The following is a 21,494-nucleotide window of genomic DNA, read 5'->3' on the forward strand; positions in this document are numbered from 1 at the left end:
GTTCGTCAGGGTTCGAGTCGGGCCACCAGCGCCTGCCAGGCGAGGCGCGAGCGGCGGAACGGCGGCGAGCACGCGAGTCCGGTCATCGCGCCCATGCCGACGAGCATGCCGATGCCGTAGAGCACGACGTCCGCCGACCAGTGGCGGCGCGCGGTCAGGTGAGTGGCGTCGTAGGCCAGCGTCGGGACGCCGAGCCGGTTGGCGACCAGGTCGGAGATCGCGGCGCCGCCGCCCACGACCAGCATGCCGAGCGCGACGATCTCGGCCAATCCCAGTACGGTCATCAGGCCGCCGGACCCGAAGCGCGCCAGCGACCAACGCGTCCACAGCAGCATGCCGGGCCAGGCCAGCCAGAAGATCGGAGGCCCGCAGAGCCCGCCGATCAGGCCGCGCAGCAGCTCGCCCAGCATCGGGCCGATCACGGGGCTCCCATCCGCATCCGCGACACGCACGGGGCGTGACGCGCCGTCATTGCGCGGTCAGTTGCGCCAGCGCGTCGGCCTGGTGTTCCTGCGACAGCCGGTCGACGAGCGGTTCGAGCTGGCCTTCGAGCACGTTGGGAAGGTCGTAGAGCGTGAGGCCCTCGACGCGGTGGTCGGTGATCCGGCCCTGGGGATAGTTGTAGGTGCGGATGCGCTGGCTGCGGTCGCCGCTGCCGACCTGCAGCCGGCGGATCTGCGCCGTCGCGGCCGCGCGGCGCTCGGCCTCGGCCTCGGCCAGCATCGCGCGCAGGCGCTTCATCGCCTTGTCGCGGTTGGCGTGCTGGCTGCGCTCGGTCTGCGACTCGACCACGGTGCCGGTCGGCACGTGGGTGATGCGGATCGCCGAGTCGGTCTTGTTGACGTGCTGGCCGCCGGCGCCCGAGGAGCGGAAGGTGTCGACCTTCAGGTCGGCCGGGCTGAGCACGATGTCGGCGGCCTCGTCCTCGATCGGGATGATCGCCACGGTCGCGGCCGAGGTGTGGATGCGCCCCTGCGATTCGGTCTCGGGCACGCGCTGCACGCGGTGGGTGCCCGACTCGAACTTCAGCCGCGCGTAGGCGCCGGCGCCGTCGACGCTGGCGACGATCTCGCGGAAGCCGCCGTGCTCGCCCGGGCTGGCCGATTCCACCTCGACCCGCCAGCCGTTGCGTTCGGCGAAGCGCTGATACATCCGGAACAGGTCGCCGGCGAAGATCGCGGCCTCGTCGCCGCCGGTGCCGGCGCGGATTTCCAGGTACAGGCCGCCCTCGTCGCGGGCGTCGCGTGGGACCAGCAGCGCCAGCAGTTCGGCCTCCAGCGCCTCGAGCCGCGCGGTCGCCGCGGCGATCTCCTCCTCGGCGAGCTCGCGCATGTCGGCGTCGTCGAGCATCGTGCGCGCGGCGGCAAGGTCGGCGTGGGTGGCCCGCTCCTTCGCCAGCGCCGCCGACAGCGGCTCGAGCTGCGCGAACTCGCGCGACAGCGCGCGGTAGCGACCCTGGTCGGCGACCGTGGCCGGATCGGAGAGCAGGCGTTCGACCTCGTCGCGGCGCTCGGCCAGGGCCTCGAGCTTAACGCGCAGGGTCGGCAGCATCGGCATCGGTCCGGGCGGGGGCGGGCGGCAGCAGCCGGTCGAGGCTGTCGGCCAGCGCATCGTCGCCGCGCAGCGCGGCCTCGCGCAGGGCGGCGGTGGGCAGGTGCAGCAGCCGGTTGGTCAGCGTGTGGGCGAGCAGTTCGAGCACCGCCTCGGGCGGTTGGCCGGCGGCCAGTTGCTGGCGGGCGCGCGCCAGCGACTCGCTGCGGATCGCATCGCCATGCGCGCGCAGCCGCTTGACCGGCGCCAGCCGGGCGCTCGCCGCCCGCGTCTCGCCGTAGCGGCTGACCTGCAGGTCGATGATCGCCTCGGCATCGCCGGCGGCCTCGCGCCGGCTGCGCCGGTTGTCGTCGAGCGTGCGTTCGAGGTCGTCGACGGTGTACAGGAACACGTCGCGCAGGTCGGCGACGTCGGGCGCGATGTCGCGCGGCACCGCCAGGTCCATCAGCAGCATCGGGCGGTGCTTGCGCGCGGCCAGCGCGGCGGCGACCTGCGGCCGGGTCAGCACCGGCTCGCGGCTGGCGGTCGCCGAGAACACGATGTCGGCCAGGAACAGGTGGCGGTCGATCTCGTCGAGCGGCAGCGCGATGCCGCCGTGCCGCGCGGCCAGTTCCTGGGCGTGGGCGTAGGTGCGGTTGGCGACCAGCAGCCGCTTGACCTTGGCCTGCGCCAGGTGCCGGGCCGCCAGCTCGATGGTCTCGCCGGCACCGACCAGCAGCACCGCCGAATCCGACGGCCGCGCGAACGACTCCTGCGCCAGCCGCACGGCGAGCGATGCGACCGAGACCGGGCTGTTGCCGATCCGGGTCTCGCTGCGCGCACGCTTGGCGGTCACGAACGCGTGCTGGAACACGCGGTCGAGCTCGCCGCCGAGCGTGCCGGCGCTGCGCGCGGTGGCCCAGGCCTGCTTGACCTGGCCCAGGATCTGCGGCTCGCCGAGCACCAGCGAGTCCAGCCCCGTCGCGACCCGAAACAGGTGGCGGACCGCATCGTCGTCGCGGTGGCGGTAGAGATAGGCGTCGAGCGAGCCGCCACTGGTGCCGCCGTCCTGGTCGGGATGGGCGGCCAGCCAGTGCGCCAGCGCGCTGCCGTCGTCGTCGGCCACCGCATAGAGTTCGGTGCGGTTGCAGGTCGACAGCAGCGCGACCTCGCGCACCGGGGGCAGCGATTTGAGTTCGGCCAGCGCTGTCTGCAGCGCGTCCCCGGAGAACGCGACGCGCTCGCGCAGGGCGACCGGCGCGGTCTGGTGGTTGATGCCGAGGGCGTACAGACTCATGGGCTGGCGGGCCCTCCAGGGATGCCTCATCCCGTTCAGGCGCTTGCGATAAGCTTCCGGTGAAGCGCCCATTTTACGGCCCGGTTGCCCCAGATGCCCGTTTTCGATTCCGTCCCGGTCGCGCGGCTGCGCGCGGCCCTGCTGGTGCCGCTGCTCGGCATCGCCTGCGCGGCGCAGGCGCAGCGCCCGGCCGACGCCGCCGCCGATCCGCTCAGCAGCGACGTCCTGGGCGCCACGCTGGCCGGCGAATTCGCGGTCCAGGCCGGGCGGCTGGACGAAGCGGCCGACTGGTACCTGGACGCGGCCCGCCATTCGGACGGCGACGCGGGCTTGGCCGAGCGCGCGACCCGCATTGCGCTGCTGGCCGGCGACGACCGCCGCGCCGGCCAGGCGCTGGACCTGTGGCGGCGCAATGCCCCCGACTCGCTGCCGATGCGTGCCGCCGAGGCGACGCTGTCGCTGCGCAACGGCCGCGACCGCGCCGCGCGCCGCCAGCTCGAGGACCTGCTGCGCAGCGGCGACGCGACCGGCTGGCGCCACGCGTTCACGGTGCTCTCGGGTGGCGGTCGCGACCCGGTGCAGGCCGCGCGGCTGCTCGAGCGGATCGTCGCCGACGGCGCGATTCCCGACGAACTGCAGGCCTGGATGGCGTTCGGCGGGCTCGCCCAGCGACTGGACCGCCCCGACCTGACCGAGCGCATCCTCGACAACATCGTCGCCCGGTTCCCCGGCGAGCCGCGGGTCGCACTGCTGCGCGCCGGCCAGCTGCGCGAATCCGGGCGCACCGACGAGGCCCGCGCTGCGCTGGCGGCGATGGCCGACGCCGCGCTGGCCGCGCCTGACCTGCGCCTGGCGATCGCCGGCGAATACGAGGCGATGGGCGACCTCGACGCCGCCGAGGCCACGCTGGCCGCCGGGCCGCAGGACGGCCGGAGCTATGTGCTGCGGGCCTCGCTGCTGGCGCGGGCCCAGGACAAGGCGCGGCTGGCGGCGCTGTACGACGAGGTCAAGGCCGTGGCGCTGGCGCCCAATCCCGCGCAGCGGCTGCTGCTGGGCCAGATGGCCGAGTACCTGGAGCAGTACGACGAGGCGCTGGAGTGGTACGAGGCGGTGCCCGGCGGTGCCGAGCGCTTCCAGGCGCGGCTGCGCGGCGCCCGGGTGCTGCACGAGCTCGACCGGCGCGACGAGGCCTGGTCCCGGCTGCGCGCGCTGCAGTCCGACGGCGCGGCCGACGACGAATTCCGCCGCAGCGCCTATCTGCTCGAGGCCGAGCTGCGCCAGTCGGCCGACGATCCGGCCGAGCTCGACGCCTACAACCGCGGCCTGGCGGCGATGCCCGACGACCCGGCGCTGCTCTACGCGCGCGCACTGATGTGGGAGCGCCGCGACGACATCCCGCGCGCCGAGGCCGACCTGCGCCGCGTCCTGGTCGCCGACCCGGAGAACGTCGCCGCGCTCAATGCGCTGGGCTACACGCTCGCCGACCGCACCAACCGCTACACCGAGGCGCTGGAGCTGATCGACCGCGCGCGCGTGGCCGAGCCCGACAATGCCGCGATCGTCGACAGCTACGGCTGGGTGCTCTACCGGCTCGGCCGGCATGCCGAGGCGCTGGTGGAACTGCGCCGCGCCTATTCGATGATGAAGGACGCCGAAGTTGCCGCGCATATCGGCCAGGTGCTGTGGGCGCTGGGCCGCCAGGACGAGGCGCGCAAGTATTTCGACGAGGCCCGCGCGATCGACCCGGAGAACCGGTCGTTGCTGCGCGCGCTGGAGGTCACCGGCGCATGAGGCGGTGGACGGGAATGCCGGTGCTCGCGCTGGTCGCCGTGTTGTCGGCCTGCACCAGCGTGCCGGTCCGGCCGCCGGCGCAGGTCGCCCGGCTCGACGCCGGCGCGCAGGCTGCCGCCGACGCCCGGCTCGCCGCCCGCGAGGCCGCGGTGCGCGGCCTCCCCGAGCTCGGATTCGCCGGACGCGTCGCGATGTCCAACGGCCGCGACGGCGGCAGCGGCCGCATCGAATGGCAGCAGGCCGGCCCGCGCTACCGGGTCGTGCTCGGCGCGCCGGTCACGCGCCAGAGCTGGCAGCTCGAGGGCGGGCCGGAGGGCGCGCGGCTCGACGGCCTCGACGACGGCCCCCGCGAGGGCGCCGACGTGGGGCAGTTGCTGTGGGAGGCGACCGGGTTCGAGGTCCCGGTCGCGGCGATGGCGGCCTGGGCCGCCGGCACGCGCGCCGACGCCGCGCTGTCGGGCGAGGCCGAGGTCGACTACGACGCCGCGGGGCGCCTGGCGCGCCTGCGGCAGGACGGTTGGACCATCGACTATCTGGACTGGCAGCCCGACACGGCCGGCGCGCTGGCGTTGCCGACCCGCATCAACGCCGAGCGCGGCACCGCGCGGGTGCGGCTGGTGGTCGACGCCTGGACACTGCCCGAAACCGCGCCCGCCGCGCCGTGACCGGGGTGGATGAGGGCGCCGGCTGGTCGAGCTGGCCGGCCCCGGCCAAGCTCAACCTGTTCCTGCGCATCACCGGCCGACGCCCGGATGGCTACCACGCGCTGCAGACGGTGTTCCGGATCCTGGACTGGGGCGACACGGTGCGCCTGCGATGCCGCGACGACGGCCGCATCTGCCGGATCGGCGCCTCGGTCCCGGGGCTGGCCGAGGAGGACGACCTCGTTGTCCGGGCGGCGCGTGCGTTGCAGGAGGCCGCAAACTGCGGTCATGGTGCGGACATCGTCGTCGAAAAGCGCATTCCGACCGGCGCCGGGCTCGGCGGCGGCTCCTCGGATGCGGCGACGGTGCTGCGCGCGCTCGACCGCCTGTGGCGGACCGGGCTGGGGGAGGACCGGCTGGCCGCGCTGGGCTTGGCGCTGGGGGCCGACGTGCCGGTGTTCGTGCGTGGCCGCAATGCCTGGGCCGAGGGCGTGGGCGAAACGCTGACGCCGGTCGCGTTGCCCCCGGCCTGGTACCTGCTCGCCGACCCCGGCGTGCACGTGAACACCGCCGGCCTGTTCCAGGCCGCTGAATTGACGCGAAATGCCCGGCCCGCGACAATGGCCGACTTCGTTTCAGGTGCATCGCTCGGCAACGCGTTCGAGCCGGTCCTGCGGCGTCGCGAACCGGCCGTCGAGGCGGTGTTCGCCGCGCTCGCGACGATCGGCACGCCACGCCTGACCGGGACGGGCAGCGGCTGCTTCGTCGAATTCGCCTCCCGCGAGTCCGCCGAGGCGGCCCAGGCGCAGATCGCGTCGCGGGTCGACACCCGCGTCGTCGCCGGCGCCGCCCGCTCGCCGCTGCTCGAGGCACTGGAGACGGGGATTCGGGATTAGGGATCGAGGCCAGCGCCTTCCCATTCCCGAATCCCGAATCCCGTTTCAAGGGGCGTCGCCAAGTGGTTAAGGCACCGGGTTTTGATCCCGGCATTCGCAGGTTCGAATCCTGCCGCCCCTGCCATGCCCGCGCATGTGCGCGGTCCCTCCATCCGCTCGGTCAGAGCGACGCGGAATCTCCGACATGAAAGAAGAACGCAATCTCCTGATCTTTTCGGGCAACGCCAATCGCCCGCTGGCCAAGTCCGTCTGCCGCGAGCTGGGCGTGCGCCAGGGCCGGGCGCTGGTGTCCACGTTCTCCGACGGCGAAGTGCAGGTCGAGATCGAGGAGACCGTGCGTCGGCAGGACGTGTTCGTCATCCAGCCCACCTGCGCGCCGTCGGCCGAGAACCTGATGGAACTGCTGGTGCTGATCGACGCGCTCAAGCGCGCGTCGGTGTCCAGCGTCACCGCGGTGATCCCGTACTTCGGCTATTCGCGCCAGGACCGCCGGCTGCGTTCGAGCCGCGTGCCGATCACCGCCAAGGTCGCCGCCCGGATCATCACCGCCGCCGGCGCCGACCGCGTGCTGACCGTCGACCTGCACGCCGACCAGATCCAGGGCTTCTTCGACATCCCGGTCGACAACGTCTATGCCTCGCCGCTGCTGCTGGCCGACATCTGGCGCGCGCACGGCACCGACAACATGGTCGTGGTCTCGCCCGACGTCGGCGGCGTGGTGCGCGCGCGCGCGATCGCCAAGCGCCTCGACGATGCGGACCTGGCGATCATCGACAAGCGCCGTCCGCGCGCCAACGTCGCCACGGTGATGAACATCATCGGCGACGTGCGCGGCAAGACCTGCGTGCTGGTCGACGACATCGTCGACACCGCCGGCACGCTGTGCGCCGCGGCCGCCGCGCTCAAGGCGCAGGGCGCGACCAAGGTCGTCGCCTATTGCACGCACGCGGTGCTGTCGGGCGCGGCGATCGACAACATCGAGAAGTCCCAGCTCGACGAGATGGTCGTCACCGACACCATTCCGCTGTCGGAGGCCGCGCGCAACTGCGCGCGCATCCGCCAGCTCAGCGTCGCCGAACTGCTCGCCGAGACGATCCGCCGGATCGCGTTCGGCGAGTCGGTCAGCTCGCTATACGTGGATTAAGGGCGGGATTCGGGAGTCGGCAGTGGGGTCCGCACGCGGATGCCCGGTCGCCGAAACCGGTCCTGGTCCTTCAACCAGCTCCTCTGGTCGCGGGGGAGCTGACCCGGGTCGCCGTGAGGCGGTCCTTTCTCAACCTAGGTAAAGAATCAAATGGCTACCACGCATGAAATCAAGGTGCAGCGCCGCGAGGACGAGGGGAAGGGTGCGAGCCGCCGCCTCCGTCACGCCGGTGAAGTGCCTGCCGTCGTCTACGGCGGCGACCTCAAGCCCGTCAGCATCAAGCTCAGCCACAACGACGTCTGGCTCGCCAGCCAGCACGAGTGGTTCTACGCGTCGATCCTCGACCTGAGCCTCAACGGCGACGTCCAGAAGGTGTTGCTGCGCGACATGCAGCGTCACCCGTTCAAGCAGCAGATCCTGCACCTGGACTTCCAGCGCGTGAACGACAACGAGGTGATCAAGACGGCGGTGCAGCTGCACTTCCTCAACGAAGACACCTCGCCTGCCGGCAAGGCCGCCGACGTGATCGTCATGCACGAGCTCACCGAAGTCACCGTGACCTGCCTGCCGAAGGACCTCCCGTCGTCGATCGAGGTCGATCTGGCCGATCTGGCGGTCGGCGACATCATCCACCTGTCGGCGCTCAAGCTGCCCAAGGGTGTGGAGATTCCCGAACTGGCGCTCGGCGCCGACCACGACGTCGCCGTCGTTGTCGCCAAGCACGGCCGTGTCGAGGCCGAGCCGGAAGAGGGCGAGGACGCCTCGGCCGAAGTGCCGGCCACCAAGGCCGCCAAGGACGAGTGATCCCGTCGCGGACGCGCGCGCCTGCCCGGGCGCGCGTCCCGGCGGCGTCGCGATGACGACCGGTCTGCAACTGATCGTGGGGCTGGGCAATCCCGGTCCCGAGCACGCGCGGACCCGGCACAACGCCGGGTTCCGCGTCGTGGACGAGCTCGCGTCGCGTGCCGGCGAGGCGTTCCGGATCGACGCCAAGCTGTTCGGCGAGACGGCGCGGGTGCGGATCGGCGGCCACGACGTGCGCCTGCTCAAGCCGGCCACCTTCATGAACCTCAGCGGCAAGTCGGTGCTGGCCGCGCAGCGGTTCTGGAAGATCGATCCCGAGCGCACGCTGATCGCCCACGACGAGCTCGACCTGCCGCCCGGCGTGGCCCGGTTCAAGTTCGACGGCGGCCACGGCGGCCAGAACGGCCTGCGCGACACGATGAAGCTGCTCGGCCACGGCCGGTTCCACCGGCTGCGCATCGGCATCGGCCATCCCGGCCACCGTGACAAGGTCACGCCCTGGGTGCTCGGCCGACCGGGCGCCGACGACGACATCCTGATCGGCCGCGCCGTCGACGCCGCGATCGATGCGCTCCCGCTCGCGCTGGACGGCAACTTCATGGACGCGATGACGAGGCTGCACACCAGCCGAGATTAGGGATTGGGGATTCGGGATTCGGGGCGGCAGCTTTCGAATCCCGAATCCCGAATTCCCAATCCCGGATTCCCACATGGGCATCAAATGCGGCATCGTCGGCCTGCCGAACGTCGGCAAGTCGACCCTCTTCAATGCGCTGACCAAGGCGGGCATCGCCGCGGCCAACTTCCCGTTCTGCACGATCGAGCCGAACGTCGGCATCGTGCCGGTGCCGGACCTGCGCCTGAACGCGCTGGCGACGATCGTCAAGCCGCAGAAGGTGCTGCCGACGGCGGTCGAGTTCGTCGACATCGCCGGCCTCGTGGCCGGCGCGGCCAGCGGCGAGGGCCTGGGCAACAAGTTCCTGTCGCACATCCGCGAGGTCGACGCGATCACGCACGTCGTGCGCTGCTTCGAGAACCCCGACGTCATCCACGTCAACAACAAGGTCGACCCGATCGCCGACATCGAGACGATCGACACCGAGCTCGCGCTGGCGGATCTCGATTCGGTCGAGCGCGCGCTGCAGCGCGCCGAGCGTTCGGCCAAGACCGGCGACAAGGACGCCAAGGTCCGCGCCGAGGTGCTCGGCCGTGTGCACAAGGGCCTGGCCGACGGCCGGCCGGTGCGTTCGCTCCAGCTGTCGGACGACGACCGCGCGGCGATCCGCGACCTGTTCCTGCTGACGGGCAAGCCGGTGCTGTACATCGCCAACGTGCTCGAGGACGGGTTCGAGAACAACCCGCACCTCGATGCGGTGCGCGCACGCGCGGCGGGCGAGGGTGCCGAGGTCGTGCCGGTGTCGGCGGCGATCGAGGAGGAGCTCTCGCAGCTCGACGACGCCGACCGCGACGCGTTCCTGGCCGACCTCGGGCTCGAGGAGCCGGGCCTGAACCGGGTGATCCGCGCGGCCTATGGCCTGCTGACGCTGCAGACCTACTTCACCGCGGGCGTCAAGGAAGTGCGGGCGTGGACGGTGAAGATCGGCGCGACCGCGCCGCAGGCCGCGGCCGTCATCCATACCGACTTCGAGAAGGGCTTCATCCGTGCCGAGGTCGTCGGCTACGACGACTTCATCCGCTACGGCGGCGAATCCGGCGCCAAGGAGGCCGGCAAGTGGCGCCTGGAGGGCAAGGAGTACATCGTCAAGGATGGCGACGTGATGCACTTCCGCTTCAACGTCTGATCCAGCGATCCTGTTCGACCGGAAGGCGCCCAAGGGCGCCTTTCGCGTTTCCGCCTCCTGCCCGCATCGCCGCGTCCTGTAGGAGCGCGCTCGCGCGCGATGAAGCCTCCCCGGGAAAGCCCGATCGCGCGCCAGCGCGCTCCTGCGGGGAGAGGCGCCATGCGCACGAGCGCGGGAAGCGCTATTGCGCGCCCGCGGCGGGGTGGGGGCGGCTTCTCAATACACTCTCCGCTTCGCCCGTCCGGAGTCCGCCCATGCGCACCATCCCGCTGTCCGCCCGTACCTTGCTGCTGTCGCTGGTCCTCGCTGCGCCTGCCGCGTCGTCCGCGCATCCGTCGGGCGAGGCCGCGCCTTCCGGCCCGGTGCTGGCCATCCATGGCGGCGCCGGCGTCGTGCGCGGGAACCTCTCGCCCGAGGAGGAGGCCTCGGCGCGCGCGGCGCTCGCACAGGCCCTGCGCGCCGGACATGCACTGCTCCGCGAGGGGCGCCCGGCGCTCGACGCCGTGGTCGCGGCGGTGACCGTGCTCGAGGACGACCCGGCATTCAACGCCGGTCGCGGCGCGGTGTTCACGCACGAGGGCCACAACGAGCTCGACGCCTCGCTGATGGACGGCGCCACGCGCGCCGCCGGCGCCGTCGCGGGCGTGCGGCGGATCCGCAATCCGATCCAGCTCGCGCGCCGGGTCATGGAGGATTCGCCGCACGTCATGCTGGTCGGCGAGGGCGCCGAGGCGTTCGCGCAATCGCAGGGCGTCGCGCTGGTCGATCCGGCCTGGTTCCGCACCGAGAAGCGCTGGCAGCAGCTGCAGAAGGCCCGGGCCGAGGGCGCCGCGGCCGAGCGCGCGGCGACCGTCGTCGCGGACGATCCGCTGCGCTACTTCGGGACCGTCGGCGCGGTCGCGCTCGACACCCGGGGCGCGCTGGCCGCGGCGACCTCGACCGGCGGCATGACCGACAAGCGCTGGGGCCGCGTCGGCGACGCGCCGGTGATCGGGGCGGGGACCTGGGCGGATGCGCGCTGCGCGGTCTCGGGCACGGGCTGGGGCGAGTTCTACATCCGCAGCGCCGCCGCGCACCAGATCTGCAGTCGCGTCGGGCTGCTGGGCGAGGACATCGGCCGGGCGGCGACCGCGGTCATCGACGAGGAGATCCCGGCGATGGGCGGCAATGGCGGCGCGATCGCCCTCGATGCCGCAGGCAACATCGCCATGCCGTTCAACACCGAGGGCATGTACCGCGGCTGGATCGGCGCCGACGGCGTGCCGCACGTGGCGATCGGGCGCGACGATGCCGTCGCGGAGGATGGCGCGCCGGCGCGATGACCGGTACTATGCGCGCCCCGCCATCGCGTACCGCAGGTACCGGGGCGGGGCGGCCTGGATCCGTCGCATCGCGGCGTTGACAGGACAGGAAACTGGCCCCAAAATCGCGGGCTGTTTTCACCGGCAACGCGAAATCGCCGGAGGGATACCCAAGCGGCCAACGGGGGCAGACTGTAAATCTGCTGGCTTACGCCTTCGGTGGTTCGAATCCACCTCCCTCCACCATTTCGTCCGGTGGGACAACAAGCAGTGCGACAGGTTGGTGCGGCAGGCTGGATCCCGGTGCGGGAGTAGTTCAATGGTAGAACCTCAGCCTTCCAAGCTGATGGTGCGGGTTCGATCCCCGTCTCCCGCTCCATTGACGGCTCCGGCCGCATCCAGAGGTTGAAATCGTTGCTCACGTAGCTCAGTCGGTAGAGCACCTCCTTGGTAAGGAGGAGGTCGAAGGTTCGATTCCTTTCGTGAGCACCACATATATGCGGATCCTTCCGCGAAGAGCCCGGCCATCCATGGCCGGACTTTTCATAAAGGCAGTCAATTCACAAACGTTCAGCGAGACAAGGCAGCCATGGCAAAGGGTAAGTTCGAGCGCACCAAGCCGCACGTCAACGTCGGCACGATTGGTCACGTCGACCACGGCAAGACGACGCTGACGGCGGCGCTGACGAAGATCGGCGCCGAGCGTTTCGGCGGCGAGTTCAAGGCCTACGACGCGATCGACGCGGCGCCGGAAGAGAAGGCGCGCGGCATCACGATCTCGACCGCGCACGTGGAATACGAGAGCCCGACGCGCCACTACGCGCACGTCGACTGCCCGGGCCACGCGGACTACGTGAAGAACATGATCACCGGTGCGGCGCAGATGGACGGCGCGATCCTGGTGTGCTCGGCCGCTGACGGCCCGATGCCGCAGACGCGCGAGCACATCCTGCTGTCGCGTCAGGTGGGCGTGCCGTACATCGTCGTGTTCCTGAACAAGGCCGACATGGTGGACGACGCCGAGCTGCTCGAGCTGGTCGAGATGGAAGTGCGCGAGCTGCTGAGCAAGTACGAGTTCCCGGGCGACGACACCCCGATCATCTCGGGTTCGGCGCGCCTGGCGCTGGAAGGCGACCAGTCGGAGATCGGCGTGCCTGCGATCCTGAAGCTGGTCGAGGCGCTGGACACCTGGATCCCGGAGCCGGAGCGCGACGTGGACAAGACGTTCCTGATGCCGGTCGAGGACGTGTTCTCGATCTCGGGTCGCGGCACGGTGGTCACGGGCCGTATCGAGCGCGGCATCATCAAGGTCGGCGACGAAATCGAGATCGTGGGCATCCGCGCCACGCAGAAGACGACGGTCACGGGCGTGGAGATGTTCCGCAAGCTGCTGGACCAGGGTCAGGCGGGCGACAATGCCGGTCTGCTGCTGCGCGGCACCAAGCGTGACGACGTCGAGCGCGGCCAGGTGCTGGCCAAGCCGGGTTCGATCCAGCCGCACACGGACTTCGAAGCCGAGGTGTACGTGCTGTCGAAGGACGAGGGCGGCCGCCATACGCCGTTCTTCAAGGGCTACCGTCCGCAGTTCTACTTCCGCACGACCGACATCACCGGTGCGGTGGAGCTGCCGGAAGGCACGGAGATGGTGATGCCGGGCGACAACGTGAAGATGAAGGTCACGCTGATCAACCCGGTGGCGATGGACGAAGGCCTGCGCTTCGCGATCCGCGAAGGCGGCCGCACCGTCGGCGCCGGCGTCGTCGCCAAGATCCTGAAGTGATCCGACGGCCCGCGCGCGCTCCGCGCGCGTAGGCCGGAAGCGCCTTCCGTAGCGGAGGCGCCGATACAAAAGGCGGGCCGGCAACCCGGTCCGCCTTCGTCGTCTACGGGGTATCCTGGGCGACGTGCTTCACCAGCCACACGCCAGTAGCTCAATTGGCAGAGCAGCGGTCTCCAAAACCGCAGGTTGGGGGTTCGAGTCCCTCCTGGCGTGCCATTTTTTTGCGGAGCGTCTTCCGCACGGGCCCTGGCGCAGCGCGGCCTGGCCTGCCAAACGAGCAGTTGCAACCGATGAGTCGCCGGGACTTGAACAGCAGAGTGGAACATTCGAAGGGCGGGTCCTCGACGGATCTCGCCAAGTACGTCGCGGCCGCGCTGCTGGTCGTGGCCGGCGTGTTCGCCTTCTACTGGTTCGAGACGCAACTGGCCACGCCGGTGCGCAGCATCATCGTCGCCCTGTGCGTCGTCGGCGCCGCGGCGGTCTTCCTGACCACCGGCAAGGGGCACCAGACCCGCGAGTTCTTCTCGGAAACCCGCTTCGAGATGCGCAAGGTGGTCTGGCCGACGCGCCAGGAGGCGATGCGGCTGACCTGGATCGTCATCGCCGCGGTGATCTTGATCAGCCTGATGCTGGCCGGCTTCGACAAGATCATCCAGTGGCTCATCCAGCTCATCCTGCGGCAGTGACGGAGTAACGAAACTGATGGAAACCGAAGGCGTCAAGCGCTGGTACGTCGTACATGCCTATTCCGGCTTCGAGAAGTCGGTGGCGCAGGCGCTGCGCGATCGCATCGCGCGCACCGGCATGCAGGACCGTTTCGGCGACGTCCTGGTGCCGACCGAGGAAGTGATCGAGATGCGCTCCGGCCAGAAGCGCCGTTCCGAGCGCAAGTTCTTTCCCGGCTACGTCCTGGTCCAGATCCTGACCTCGGACGACGGCGGCATCCCGCGCATGGACAACGAGAGCTGGCACCTGGTCAAGGAGACGCCGAAGGTGATGGGCTTCATCGGCGGCACCGCCGACCGCCCGCTGCCGATCCGCGACGACGAAGCTGCCGCGATCCTCGACCGCGTGCAGGAAGGCGTCGAGAAGCCCCGTCCGAAGGTGCTGTTCGAGGCCGGCCAGATGGTCCGCGTCATCGATGGCCCGTTCAACGACTTCAACGGCGTCGTCGAAGAGGTCAACTACGAGAAGAGCCGGCTGCGCGTCGCCGTGCTGATCTTCGGCCGCTCGACCCCGGTCGAGCTGGAATTCGGGCAGGTCGAGAAGGCCTGACCCGCGACCGCGCCCGGATGTGACGGGCGCGCAATATCCTGCTATAGTGCACGGCTCACTGTCCGGTCGAGCCGGGCAAGCGCACAGGCCGCCGCATGGGCGGCCTTTGTCGCGGATGGGCAACGTGAAGCCGGGACACGTGATTTTCCCGGCCCGATGGGGAGCCTGAGCACCAGGCGTTCGCACCCGGAGAGCACACAATGGCAAAGAAAGTCGTCGGTTACATCAAGCTGCAGGTGAAGGCCGGTCAGGCCAACCCCTCGCCGCCGGTCGGTCCCGCGCTGGGTCAGCGCGGCCTGAACATCATGGAGTTCTGCAAGGCGTTCAACGCGGCGACCTCCAAGCTCGAGCCGGGTCTGCCGACCCCGGTCATCATCACCGCGTACTCCGACCGTACGTTCACCTTCATCACCAAGAGCACGCCGGCCACGGTGCTGCTGAAGAAGGCGGCGGGCGTGGGTTCGGGTTCCAAGCGTCCGAACACCGAGAAGGTCGGCAAGGTCACGCGCGCCCAGCTCGAGGACATCGCCAAGGCGAAGGAGCCGGATCTGACCGCAGCGGATCTGGATGCAGCAGTGCGCACCATCGCGGGCTCGGCCCGTTCGATGGGCCTGACGGTGGAGGGCTGAGACCATGGCACAGACCAAGCGACAGAAGCGGCTGCAGGCCGCGGTGCAGCCGGGCAAGAGCTACGGCATCGATGACGCGCTGAAGATCGTCAAGGACAACAGCAACGCCAAGTTCGCCGAGGCCGTGGACGTCGCCGTCCGCCTGGGCGTCGACGCACGCAAGTCCGACCAGCAGGTCCGCGGTTCGACCGTGCTGCCTGCCGGCACCGGCAAGAGCGTCCGCGTCGCGGTGTTCGCGCCGGCCGGCGCGAAGGCCGACGAGGCCCTGGCCGCCGGCGCCGACGTCGTCGGCATGGACGACCTGGCCGAGAAGATGCAGGGCGGCGACATCAACTACGACGTCGTGATCGCCACCCCGGACGCGATGCGCGTCGTCGGCAAGCTCGGCACGCTGCTCGGCCCGCGCGGCCTGATGCCCAACCCGAAGGTCGGCACGGTCTCGCCGAACCCGGGCGAGGCGGTCAAGAACGCCAAGGGCGGCCAGGTCCGCTACCGCACCGACAAGGCCGGCATCATCCACTGCACGATCGGCAAGGCCGATTTCGACGCCGACAAGCTCAAGGAGAACCTGCAGGCGCTGCTGGCCGACCTGGTCAAGGCCAAGCCGGCCACCGCCAAGGGCCAGTACCTGCAGAAGATCTCGCTCAGCTCGACGATGGGCCCGGGCGTGATCGTCGACCAGTCGACGCTGAGCATCGCGCGCTGATCGAACACGGTTTGAACGCGTCGTTCCGTTCGCGGGGCGACGCGCTTTTGAGGGCATCGCAACGGGGGCGACTCCGTGCGGCGCCGTCAAAGACCGCAGGCGCGGTCTGGATCGACGTGGCGACGGGCATCGGATGCGCCCACTGGCAGGGAATCGCCGCCACCGCGATCGAGAGCGCTTAATCCCGAGGTATTGCACCGAAGGGCCTGCGTAGATGGTGATGCCCTTTCTGGAGTTTTCTGGTCGGACGGTCGTCCATCCAGGCGGAAAGGCCACCACCGGGATGCTTCGCGCATCCCCGGTCTCCACGGAAGGGGGCCGCTCAGGACCGCAAGCGGCAGGAGCCGTGAGCGGAGTTCACAACGAGGAGTGATGAATGGCTCTCAATCTGTCCCAGAAGCAGGAAGTTGTCGCCGAGCTGGCACAGGTCGCCGCGAACGCCCACTCCCTGATCGCCGTCGAGTACCTGGGCACCTCGGTCAGCCAGCTGACCGCGATGCGCAAGAAGGCTCGCGAGACCGGTGTGTACTTGCGTGTCGTCAAGAACACCCTGGCCGCGCGCGCCGTGGAAGGTACCGAGTACGAATGCGCCAAGGACTCGCTGTCCGGCCCGCTGCTGTACGCGTTCTCGACCGAGGAGCCCGGCGCTGCCGGTCGCCTGATCAAGGAATTCGCCAAGACCAACGACAAGCTGGTGCCCAAGCTGGTCGTCGTGGAAGGCCAGCTGTATCCGGCCGGCCATGTCGACGTGCTGGCGTCGCTGCCGACGCTCGACCAGGCGCTGTCGATGCTCGCCCGCGTGCTGTCCGAACCCGCTGCGATGTTCGCCCGCGCCGTCAAGGCCGTTGGCGACAAGCAGGGCGGTGGCGAGGAAGCGCCGGTCGACGCTGCGGCTGAAAGCGCGACCGAAGCCACGGCGTAAGCCGGGCCTGCCGGTCCAACGAACCCCATCCCAGAAAACTTTCCAAAGGTAATCACAATGTCCCTTACCACCGAGCAGATCGTCGACGCCATCGCCGAGAAGTCCCTGATGGAAGTGATGGAGCTGGTCAAGGCCATCGAAGAGAAGTTCGGCGTCTCCGCCGCCGCCCCGGTCGCCGCTGCCGCCGCCGCTGCCGGCCCGGCCGCTGCCGCCGAGGAGCAGACCGAGTTCACCGTCATCCTGAAGGCTGCCGGCGAGAAGAAGGTCGAGTCGATCAAGGTCGTCCGCGCCATCACCGGCCTGGGCCTGAAGGAAGCCAAGGACCTGGTCGAAGGCGCGCCGAAGGAGATCAAGGAAGGCGCGACCAAGGAAGAAGCCGAGAAGATCAAGAAGGATCTCGAAGCTGCCGGCGCGACCGTCGAGATCAAGTAAGCGGCACCATGGCATCGCAGCACATGCTGACGATGCGCCGGGGCCGGGGGCGAAAGCTCCCGGCCCTTGGTCGTTCCTGAAACCGGACGGCCTGCGACATGCAACACGACAACTGACGCAGTTGTCAGTGGGTAGTAGCGGGAGATGGCGTGCTGGTGCCGGCAATACCAGCGACTACCCAGTGGCAGCTCATGTTCCCGGATCGCCAGCCGCGATCCACCGATCCATCGAGGCGTACTCCCCATGACGACGTCCCAGCTCCAGTCGAACTACTCGTTCACCGAGAAGAAGCGCATCCGCAAGAACTTCGGCAAGCGCCGCTCGATCCTCGAGGTGCCGTTCCTGCTGGCCATCCAGGTCGACTCCTACCGCGAGTTCCTGCAGGCCGACCGCGACCCCGCCAAGCGCGAGGACCGCGGCCTGCACGCCGCGCTCAAGTCCGTGTTCCCGATCGTCAGCTACAACGGCTACGCCGCACTGGAGTACGTCGGCTACAAGCTCGGCGAACCGGTGTTCGACGAGCGTGAATGCCGCAACCGCGGCCTGAGCTACGGCGCCCCGCTGCGCGTGACCGTGCGCCTGGTGATCTACGACCGCGAGTCGTCGAGCAAGGCCATCAAGTACGTGAAGGAGCAGGAGGTCTACATGGGCGAGATCCCGCTCATGACCGACAACGGCACCTTCATCATCAACGGCACCGAGCGCGTCATCGTCTCGCAGCTGCACCGCTCGCCGGGCGTGTTCTTCGACCACGACCGCGGCAAGACCCACAGCTCGGGCAAGCTGCTGTACTCGGCGCGCATCATTCCCTACCGCGGCTCGTGGCTGGACTTCGAGTTCGACCCGAAGGACGCGCTGTTCACCCGTATCGACCGCCGCCGCAAGCTGCCGGTCAGCGTGCTGCTGCGCGCGCTGGGCTACTCCAACGAGGAGATGCTCAACGAGTTCTTCGAGATCAACAGCTACCACGTGCTGCCCGAGGGCGAGGGCGTGCAGCTGGAGCTGGTCTCCGAGCGCCTGCGCGGCGAAACGCTGAACTTCGACCTGCTCGACGGCGAGAAGGTCATCGTCGAGGCCGGCAAGCGCATCACCGCGCGCCACGTCAAGCAGCTCGAGGCATCCAACATCACCGCGCTGGCGGTGCCGGACGACTACCTCGTCGGCCAGATCCTGTCGCACGACGTCATCGACCCGTCGACCGGCGAGCTGGTCGCCACCGCCAACGACGAGATCTCGCTCGAGACGCTCGAGGCGCTGCGCAAGGCCGGTATCGAGACCATCGGCACGATCTGGGTCAACGACCTCGACCGCGGCCCGTACCTGTCCAACACCCTGCGCATCGATTCGACCAAGACCCAGCTCGATGCGCTGGTCGAGATCTACCGCATGATGCGTCCCGGCGAGCCGCCGACCAAGGACGCCGCGCAGAACCTGTTCCACAACCTGTTCTTCACCTTCGAGCGCTACGACCTGTCGGGCGTGGGCCGGATGAAGTTCAACCGCCGCCTCGGCCGCAAGGAAGTCACCGGCGCGCCGGTGCTCTACGACGCGCGCTACTTCGCCGAGCGCAAGGACGAGGATTCGGCCAGGCTGCGCGAGCAGTACGGCCAGACGTCCGACATCCTCGATGTCATCCGCGTGCTGACCGAGATCCGCAACGGCCGCGGCGTCGTCGACGACATCGACCACCTGGGCAACCGTCGCGTGCGCTCGGTCGGCGAGATGGCCGAGAACGTGTTCCGCGTGGGCCTGGTCCGCGTCGAGCGCGCCGTGCGCGAGCGCCTGACGATGGCCGAGGCCGACGGCCTGACCCCGCAGGAACTGATCAACGCCAAGCCGGTCGCGGCCGCGGTCAAGGAGTTCTTCGGCTCCTCGCAGCTGTCGCAGTTCATGGACCAGAACAACCCGCTGTCGGAAGTCACGCACAAGCGTCGCGTCTCGGCCCTGGGCCCGGGCGGCCTGACCCGCGAGCGCGCCGGCTTCGAAGTGCGCGACGTGCACCCGACCCACTACGGCCGCGTCTGCACGATCGAGACGCCGGAAGGCCCGAACATCGGCCTGATCAACTCGCTGGCGACGTTCGCGCGTACCAACAAGTACGGCTTCCTCGAGACGCCGTACCGCAAGGTCGTCGACAGCCGCGTCACCGACGAGATCGAGTATCTCTCGGCGATCGAGGAGAACGACTACGTCATCGCGCAGGCCAATGCCGTCCAGGACGAGAAGGGCACGATGACGCAGCAGTTCGTCGACTGCCGCTTCCAGGGCGAGTCGCTGCTCAAGCCGCCGGCGGAGATCCACTACATGGACGTCTCGCCGATGCAGACCGTGTCGGTCGCAGCCGCGCTGGTCCCGTTCCTCGAGCACGACGACGCCAACCGCGCGCTGATGGGCGCGAACATGCAGCGCCAGGCCGTGCCGACGCTGCGTGCGCAGAAGCCGCTGGTCGGTACCGGCATCGAGCGTGCGGTGGCGCGCGACTCGGGCGTGACCGTGAACGCCCGCCGCGGTGGCGTGATCGAGCAGATCGACGCCGGCCGCGTCGTGGTCAAGGTCAACGAGGCGGAGATCTCCGGCGAGCACGATGCCGGCGTCGACATCTACAACCTGATCAAGTACACGCGCTCCAACCAGAACACCTGCATCAACCAGCGTCCGCTGGTGAACGTGGGCGACGTGGTCGCGCGCGGCGACGTGCTGGCCGACGGTCCCTCGACCGACATCGGCGAGCTCGCGCTGGGCCAGAACATGCTCGTCGCGTTCATGCCGTGGAACGGCTACAACTTCGAAGACTCGATCCTGCTGTCGGAGCGCGTCGTCAAGGAAGACCGCTACACGACGATCCACATCGAAGAGCTGACCGCGGTCGCCCGCGACACCAAGCTGGGACCGGAGGAAATCTCCGCCGACATCCCGAACGTGTCGGAGAACGCGCTCAACCGCCTCGACGAGTCGGGTGTGGTGTACATCGGCGCCGAAGTGCGCGCCGGCGACATCCTGGTGGGCAAGGTCACGCCGAAGGGCGAGAGCCAGCTGACCCCGGAAGAGAAGCTGCTGCGCGCGATCTTCGGCGAGAAGGCTTCCGACGTGAAGGACAGCTCGCTGCGCGTGCCCCCGGGCATGGACGGCACGGTCATCGACGTGCAGGTCTTCACCCGCGACGGCATCGAGAAGGACAAGCGCGCCAAGCAGATCGAGGAATCCGAGATCAAGCGCGTCAAGAAGGACTTCGACGACCAGTTCCGCATCCTCGAGTCGGCGATCTACGCGCGCCTGCGTTCGCAGATCCAGGGCAAGGTCGCCAACGGCGGTCCGGGCCTGAAGAAGGGCGATACGGTCTCCTCGCTGGTGCTCGACGGCCTGAAGAAGTCCGACTGGTTCCAGATCCGCATGAAGGACGAGGACGCGGCCGACGCGATCGAGCGCGCGCAGAAGCAGATCGACGCGCACCAGAAGGAGTTCGAGCGCCGGTTCGCCGACAAGCGCGGCAAGATCACCCAGGGCGACGATCTCGCACCGGGCGTGCTGAAGATGGTCAAGGTCTACCTGGCCGTGAAGCGCCGCATCCAGCCGGGCGACAAGATGGCCGGCCGTCACGGCAACAAGGGTGTCGTGTCGACCATCGTGCCGGTGCAGGACATGCCCTACATGGCCAACGGCAACACCGTCGACATCGTGTTGAACCCGCTGGGCGTGCCGTCGCGCATGAACATCGGCCAGATCCTCGAAGTCCACCTGGGCCTGGCGGCCAAGGGGCTCGGCGAGAAGATCCAGCGGATGCTCGATGCGCAGGCCAAGGTCAACGAGCTGCGTAGCTTCCTCGACCAGATCTACAACCACGACAAGTCGGTGGCCGCGCAGCGCGTCGACCTGTCGCAGTTCAGCGACGAGGAACTGCTGACGCTGGCCGGCAACCTGACCGACGGCGTGCCGATGGCGACGCCGGTGTTCGACGGCGCCGCCGAGTCGGAGATCAAGGCGATGCTGGAGCTGGCGGACCTGCCGACCAGCGGCCAGACCCGCCTGTTCGACGGCCGCACCGGCGAAGCGTTCGAGCGCGAGGTGACCGTGGGCTACATGCACATGCTCAAGCTCAACCACCTGGTCGACGACAAGATGCATGCCCGCTCGACCGGCCCGTACTCGCTCGTCACCCAGCAGCCGCTGGGCGGCAAGGCGCAGTTCGGCGGTCAGCGGTTCGGCGAGATGGAAGTCTGGGCGCTGGAAGCCTACGGCGCGGCCTACACCCTGCAGGAGATGCTGACAGTGAAGTCCGACGACGTGCAGGGCCGCAACCAGATGTACAAGAACATCGTCGACGGCGAGCACGAGATGGTCGCCGGCATGCCCGAGTCGTTCAACGTGCTGGTCAAGGAAATCCGCTCGCTGGCCATCAACATGGAGCTCGAGGAGCACTGAGGAGCCGGGAATGGGGAACCGGGCGTAGGGAATCGTCGAAGCGCGCGCACCGCGCCGGCCGACGAACCCCGAAGACACCCGATTCCCCGCTTCTGACCATTCCCGATTCTCGACTCCCGATT

Annotated in this window: 19 protein-coding genes and 5 tRNA genes; 21 read left to right on the forward strand and 3 right to left on the reverse strand. The window is 69.3% G+C overall.

Going from position 1 to position 21,494, the window contains the following annotated elements; translation table 11 throughout:
* Positions 1-5 precede the first annotated feature (5 nt).
* From WQ56_RS16880 to hemA, 3 genes are read right to left on the reverse strand one after another with little or no spacing between them, the layout of a single operon-like run.
* Complete coding sequence (locus WQ56_RS16880) at positions 6-422, reverse strand: hypothetical protein (RefSeq protein ID WP_047138311.1); 417 nt, start codon at positions 420-422, stop codon at positions 6-8.
* A 46-nt stretch (positions 423-468) separates the two neighbouring features.
* Positions 469-1,551 carry a peptide chain release factor 1 gene (gene prfA / locus WQ56_RS16885; protein WP_047138312.1) on the reverse strand — a complete coding sequence of 361 codons (1,083 nt, stop codon included), beginning with the start codon at positions 1,549-1,551 and terminating at the stop codon, positions 469-471.
* The gene (hemA, locus tag WQ56_RS16890) at positions 1,529-2,827 is read right to left on the reverse strand and encodes a glutamyl-tRNA reductase (protein ID WP_047138313.1); all 1,299 of its coding nucleotides are present in this window, start codon (positions 2,825-2,827) and stop codon (positions 1,529-1,531) included. The genes prfA and hemA overlap by 23 nt, the downstream gene beginning before the upstream one ends.
* A 93-nt stretch (positions 2,828-2,920) precedes the next feature.
* Here hemA and WQ56_RS16895 point away from each other — a divergent pair, with 93 nt between their 5' ends.
* From WQ56_RS16895 to rpoB, 21 genes are all read left to right on the forward strand, one after another.
* Positions 2,921-4,618, forward strand: coding sequence for a tetratricopeptide repeat protein (locus WQ56_RS16895; RefSeq protein ID WP_047138314.1), 1,698 nt, complete (start codon positions 2,921-2,923; stop codon positions 4,616-4,618).
* Entirely contained in the window at positions 4,615-5,283 is a 669-nt protein-coding gene (lolB, locus tag WQ56_RS16900) for a lipoprotein insertase outer membrane protein LolB (RefSeq protein WP_047138315.1), read from the forward strand. The genes WQ56_RS16895 and lolB overlap by 4 nt, the downstream gene beginning before the upstream one ends.
* Positions 5,284-5,288: 5 nt before the next feature.
* Entirely contained in the window at positions 5,289-6,158 is an 870-nt protein-coding gene (gene ispE / locus WQ56_RS16905; RefSeq protein WP_197076518.1) for a 4-(cytidine 5'-diphospho)-2-C-methyl-D-erythritol kinase, read from the forward strand.
* A gap of 48 nt (positions 6,159-6,206) precedes the next feature.
* Positions 6,207-6,282 (forward strand) — tRNA-Gln (locus WQ56_RS16910).
* Positions 6,283-6,342: 60 nt separating this feature from the next.
* The gene (locus WQ56_RS16915) at positions 6,343-7,302 is read left to right on the forward strand and encodes a ribose-phosphate diphosphokinase (RefSeq protein WP_047138317.1); all 960 of its coding nucleotides are present in this window, start codon (positions 6,343-6,345) and stop codon (positions 7,300-7,302) included.
* Between the two features lie 150 nt (positions 7,303-7,452).
* Positions 7,453-8,106 carry a 50S ribosomal protein L25/general stress protein Ctc gene (locus WQ56_RS16920; protein WP_047138318.1) on the forward strand — a complete coding sequence of 218 codons (654 nt, stop codon included), beginning with the start codon at positions 7,453-7,455 and terminating at the stop codon, positions 8,104-8,106.
* 52 nt (positions 8,107-8,158) lie between these two features.
* Positions 8,159-8,743, forward strand: coding sequence for an aminoacyl-tRNA hydrolase (pth, locus tag WQ56_RS16925; protein WP_047138319.1), 585 nt, complete (start codon positions 8,159-8,161; stop codon positions 8,741-8,743).
* Between the two features lie 73 nt (positions 8,744-8,816).
* Complete coding sequence (gene ychF, locus WQ56_RS16930) at positions 8,817-9,908, forward strand: redox-regulated ATPase YchF (protein WP_047138320.1); 1,092 nt, start codon at positions 8,817-8,819, stop codon at positions 9,906-9,908.
* Positions 9,909-10,162: 254 nt separating this feature from the next.
* Positions 10,163-11,230, forward strand: a complete 1,068-nt coding sequence (locus tag WQ56_RS16935) for an isoaspartyl peptidase/L-asparaginase (RefSeq protein ID WP_082132501.1) — start codon at positions 10,163-10,165, stop codon at positions 11,228-11,230.
* A 139-nt stretch (positions 11,231-11,369) separates the two neighbouring features.
* A tRNA-Tyr gene (locus WQ56_RS16940) sits at positions 11,370-11,455 on the forward strand.
* A gap of 59 nt (positions 11,456-11,514) precedes the next feature.
* Positions 11,515-11,588 (forward strand) — tRNA-Gly (locus tag WQ56_RS16945).
* Positions 11,589-11,625: 37 nt separating this feature from the next.
* Positions 11,626-11,701 (forward strand) — tRNA-Thr (locus WQ56_RS16950).
* A gap of 97 nt (positions 11,702-11,798) precedes the next feature.
* A complete protein-coding gene (gene tuf, locus WQ56_RS16955; RefSeq protein ID WP_047137646.1) occupies positions 11,799-12,989 on the forward strand; it encodes an elongation factor Tu in 1,191 nt (396 codons plus the stop codon).
* Between the two features lie 140 nt (positions 12,990-13,129).
* Positions 13,130-13,205, forward strand: a tRNA-Trp gene (locus WQ56_RS16960).
* Positions 13,206-13,306: 101 nt separating this feature from the next.
* A complete protein-coding gene (secE, locus tag WQ56_RS16965) occupies positions 13,307-13,675 on the forward strand; it encodes a preprotein translocase subunit SecE (protein ID WP_197076517.1) in 369 nt (122 codons plus the stop codon).
* A 16-nt stretch (positions 13,676-13,691) separates the two neighbouring features.
* Positions 13,692-14,264, forward strand: a complete 573-nt coding sequence (gene nusG, locus WQ56_RS16970; RefSeq protein ID WP_047138322.1) for a transcription termination/antitermination protein NusG — start codon at positions 13,692-13,694, stop codon at positions 14,262-14,264.
* A 200-nt stretch (positions 14,265-14,464) separates the two neighbouring features.
* Positions 14,465-14,893 (forward strand): 50S ribosomal protein L11, encoded by a 429-nt coding sequence (gene rplK, locus WQ56_RS16975; RefSeq protein WP_047138323.1) that lies wholly within the window; start codon positions 14,465-14,467, stop codon positions 14,891-14,893.
* Between the two features lie 4 nt (positions 14,894-14,897).
* Entirely contained in the window at positions 14,898-15,599 is a 702-nt protein-coding gene (rplA, locus tag WQ56_RS16980) for a 50S ribosomal protein L1 (protein ID WP_047138324.1), read from the forward strand.
* Positions 15,600-15,975: 376 nt separating this feature from the next.
* A complete protein-coding gene (gene rplJ, locus WQ56_RS16985) occupies positions 15,976-16,521 on the forward strand; it encodes a 50S ribosomal protein L10 (RefSeq protein ID WP_047138325.1) in 546 nt (181 codons plus the stop codon).
* Positions 16,522-16,578: 57 nt separating this feature from the next.
* Positions 16,579-16,953 carry a 50S ribosomal protein L7/L12 gene (gene rplL / locus WQ56_RS16990; protein ID WP_047138326.1) on the forward strand — a complete coding sequence of 125 codons (375 nt, stop codon included), beginning with the start codon at positions 16,579-16,581 and terminating at the stop codon, positions 16,951-16,953.
* A 243-nt stretch (positions 16,954-17,196) separates the two neighbouring features.
* On the forward strand, positions 17,197-21,372 hold the full coding sequence (gene rpoB, locus WQ56_RS16995) for a DNA-directed RNA polymerase subunit beta (protein ID WP_047138327.1): 4,176 nt from the start codon (positions 17,197-17,199) through the stop codon (positions 21,370-21,372).
* Positions 21,373-21,494: the final 122 nt, after the last annotated feature.

Source organism: Luteimonas sp. FCS-9 (assembly GCF_001014645.1).
Classification (GTDB): Bacteria; Pseudomonadota; Gammaproteobacteria; order Xanthomonadales; family Xanthomonadaceae; genus Luteimonas.

What these genes read in the sequence shown, in the direction of transcription:
- rplK (WP_047138323.1), top strand. Translation starts at nt 14,465, where the DNA reads ATGGCAAAGAAAGTCGTCGGTTACATCAAGCTGCAGGTGAAGGCCGGT.
- rplJ (WP_047138325.1), top strand. Translation starts at nt 15,976, where the DNA reads ATGGCTCTCAATCTGTCCCAGAAGCAGGAAGTTGTCGCCGAGCTGGCA.
- ychF (WP_047138320.1), top strand. Translation starts at nt 8,817, where the DNA reads ATGGGCATCAAATGCGGCATCGTCGGCCTGCCGAACGTCGGCAAGTCG.
- prfA (WP_047138312.1), bottom strand. Translation starts at nt 1,551, where the DNA reads ATGCTGCCGACCCTGCGCGTTAAGCTCGAGGCCCTGGCCGAGCGCCGC.
- WQ56_RS16920 (WP_047138318.1), top strand. Translation starts at nt 7,453, where the DNA reads ATGGCTACCACGCATGAAATCAAGGTGCAGCGCCGCGAGGACGAGGGG.
- WQ56_RS16935 (WP_082132501.1), top strand. Translation starts at nt 10,163, where the DNA reads ATGCGCACCATCCCGCTGTCCGCCCGTACCTTGCTGCTGTCGCTGGTC.
- pth (WP_047138319.1), top strand. Translation starts at nt 8,159, where the DNA reads ATGACGACCGGTCTGCAACTGATCGTGGGGCTGGGCAATCCCGGTCCC.
- WQ56_RS16915 (WP_047138317.1), top strand. Translation starts at nt 6,343, where the DNA reads ATGAAAGAAGAACGCAATCTCCTGATCTTTTCGGGCAACGCCAATCGC.
- rpoB (WP_047138327.1), top strand. Translation starts at nt 17,197, where the DNA reads ATGACGACGTCCCAGCTCCAGTCGAACTACTCGTTCACCGAGAAGAAG.
- hemA (WP_047138313.1), bottom strand. Translation starts at nt 2,827, where the DNA reads ATGAGTCTGTACGCCCTCGGCATCAACCACCAGACCGCGCCGGTCGCC.
- nusG (WP_047138322.1), top strand. Translation starts at nt 13,692, where the DNA reads ATGGAAACCGAAGGCGTCAAGCGCTGGTACGTCGTACATGCCTATTCC.
- WQ56_RS16895 (WP_047138314.1), top strand. Translation starts at nt 2,921, where the DNA reads ATGCCCGTTTTCGATTCCGTCCCGGTCGCGCGGCTGCGCGCGGCCCTG.
- tuf (WP_047137646.1), top strand. Translation starts at nt 11,799, where the DNA reads ATGGCAAAGGGTAAGTTCGAGCGCACCAAGCCGCACGTCAACGTCGGC.
- lolB (WP_047138315.1), top strand. Translation starts at nt 4,615, where the DNA reads ATGAGGCGGTGGACGGGAATGCCGGTGCTCGCGCTGGTCGCCGTGTTG.
- rplA (WP_047138324.1), top strand. Translation starts at nt 14,898, where the DNA reads ATGGCACAGACCAAGCGACAGAAGCGGCTGCAGGCCGCGGTGCAGCCG.
- rplL (WP_047138326.1), top strand. Translation starts at nt 16,579, where the DNA reads ATGTCCCTTACCACCGAGCAGATCGTCGACGCCATCGCCGAGAAGTCC.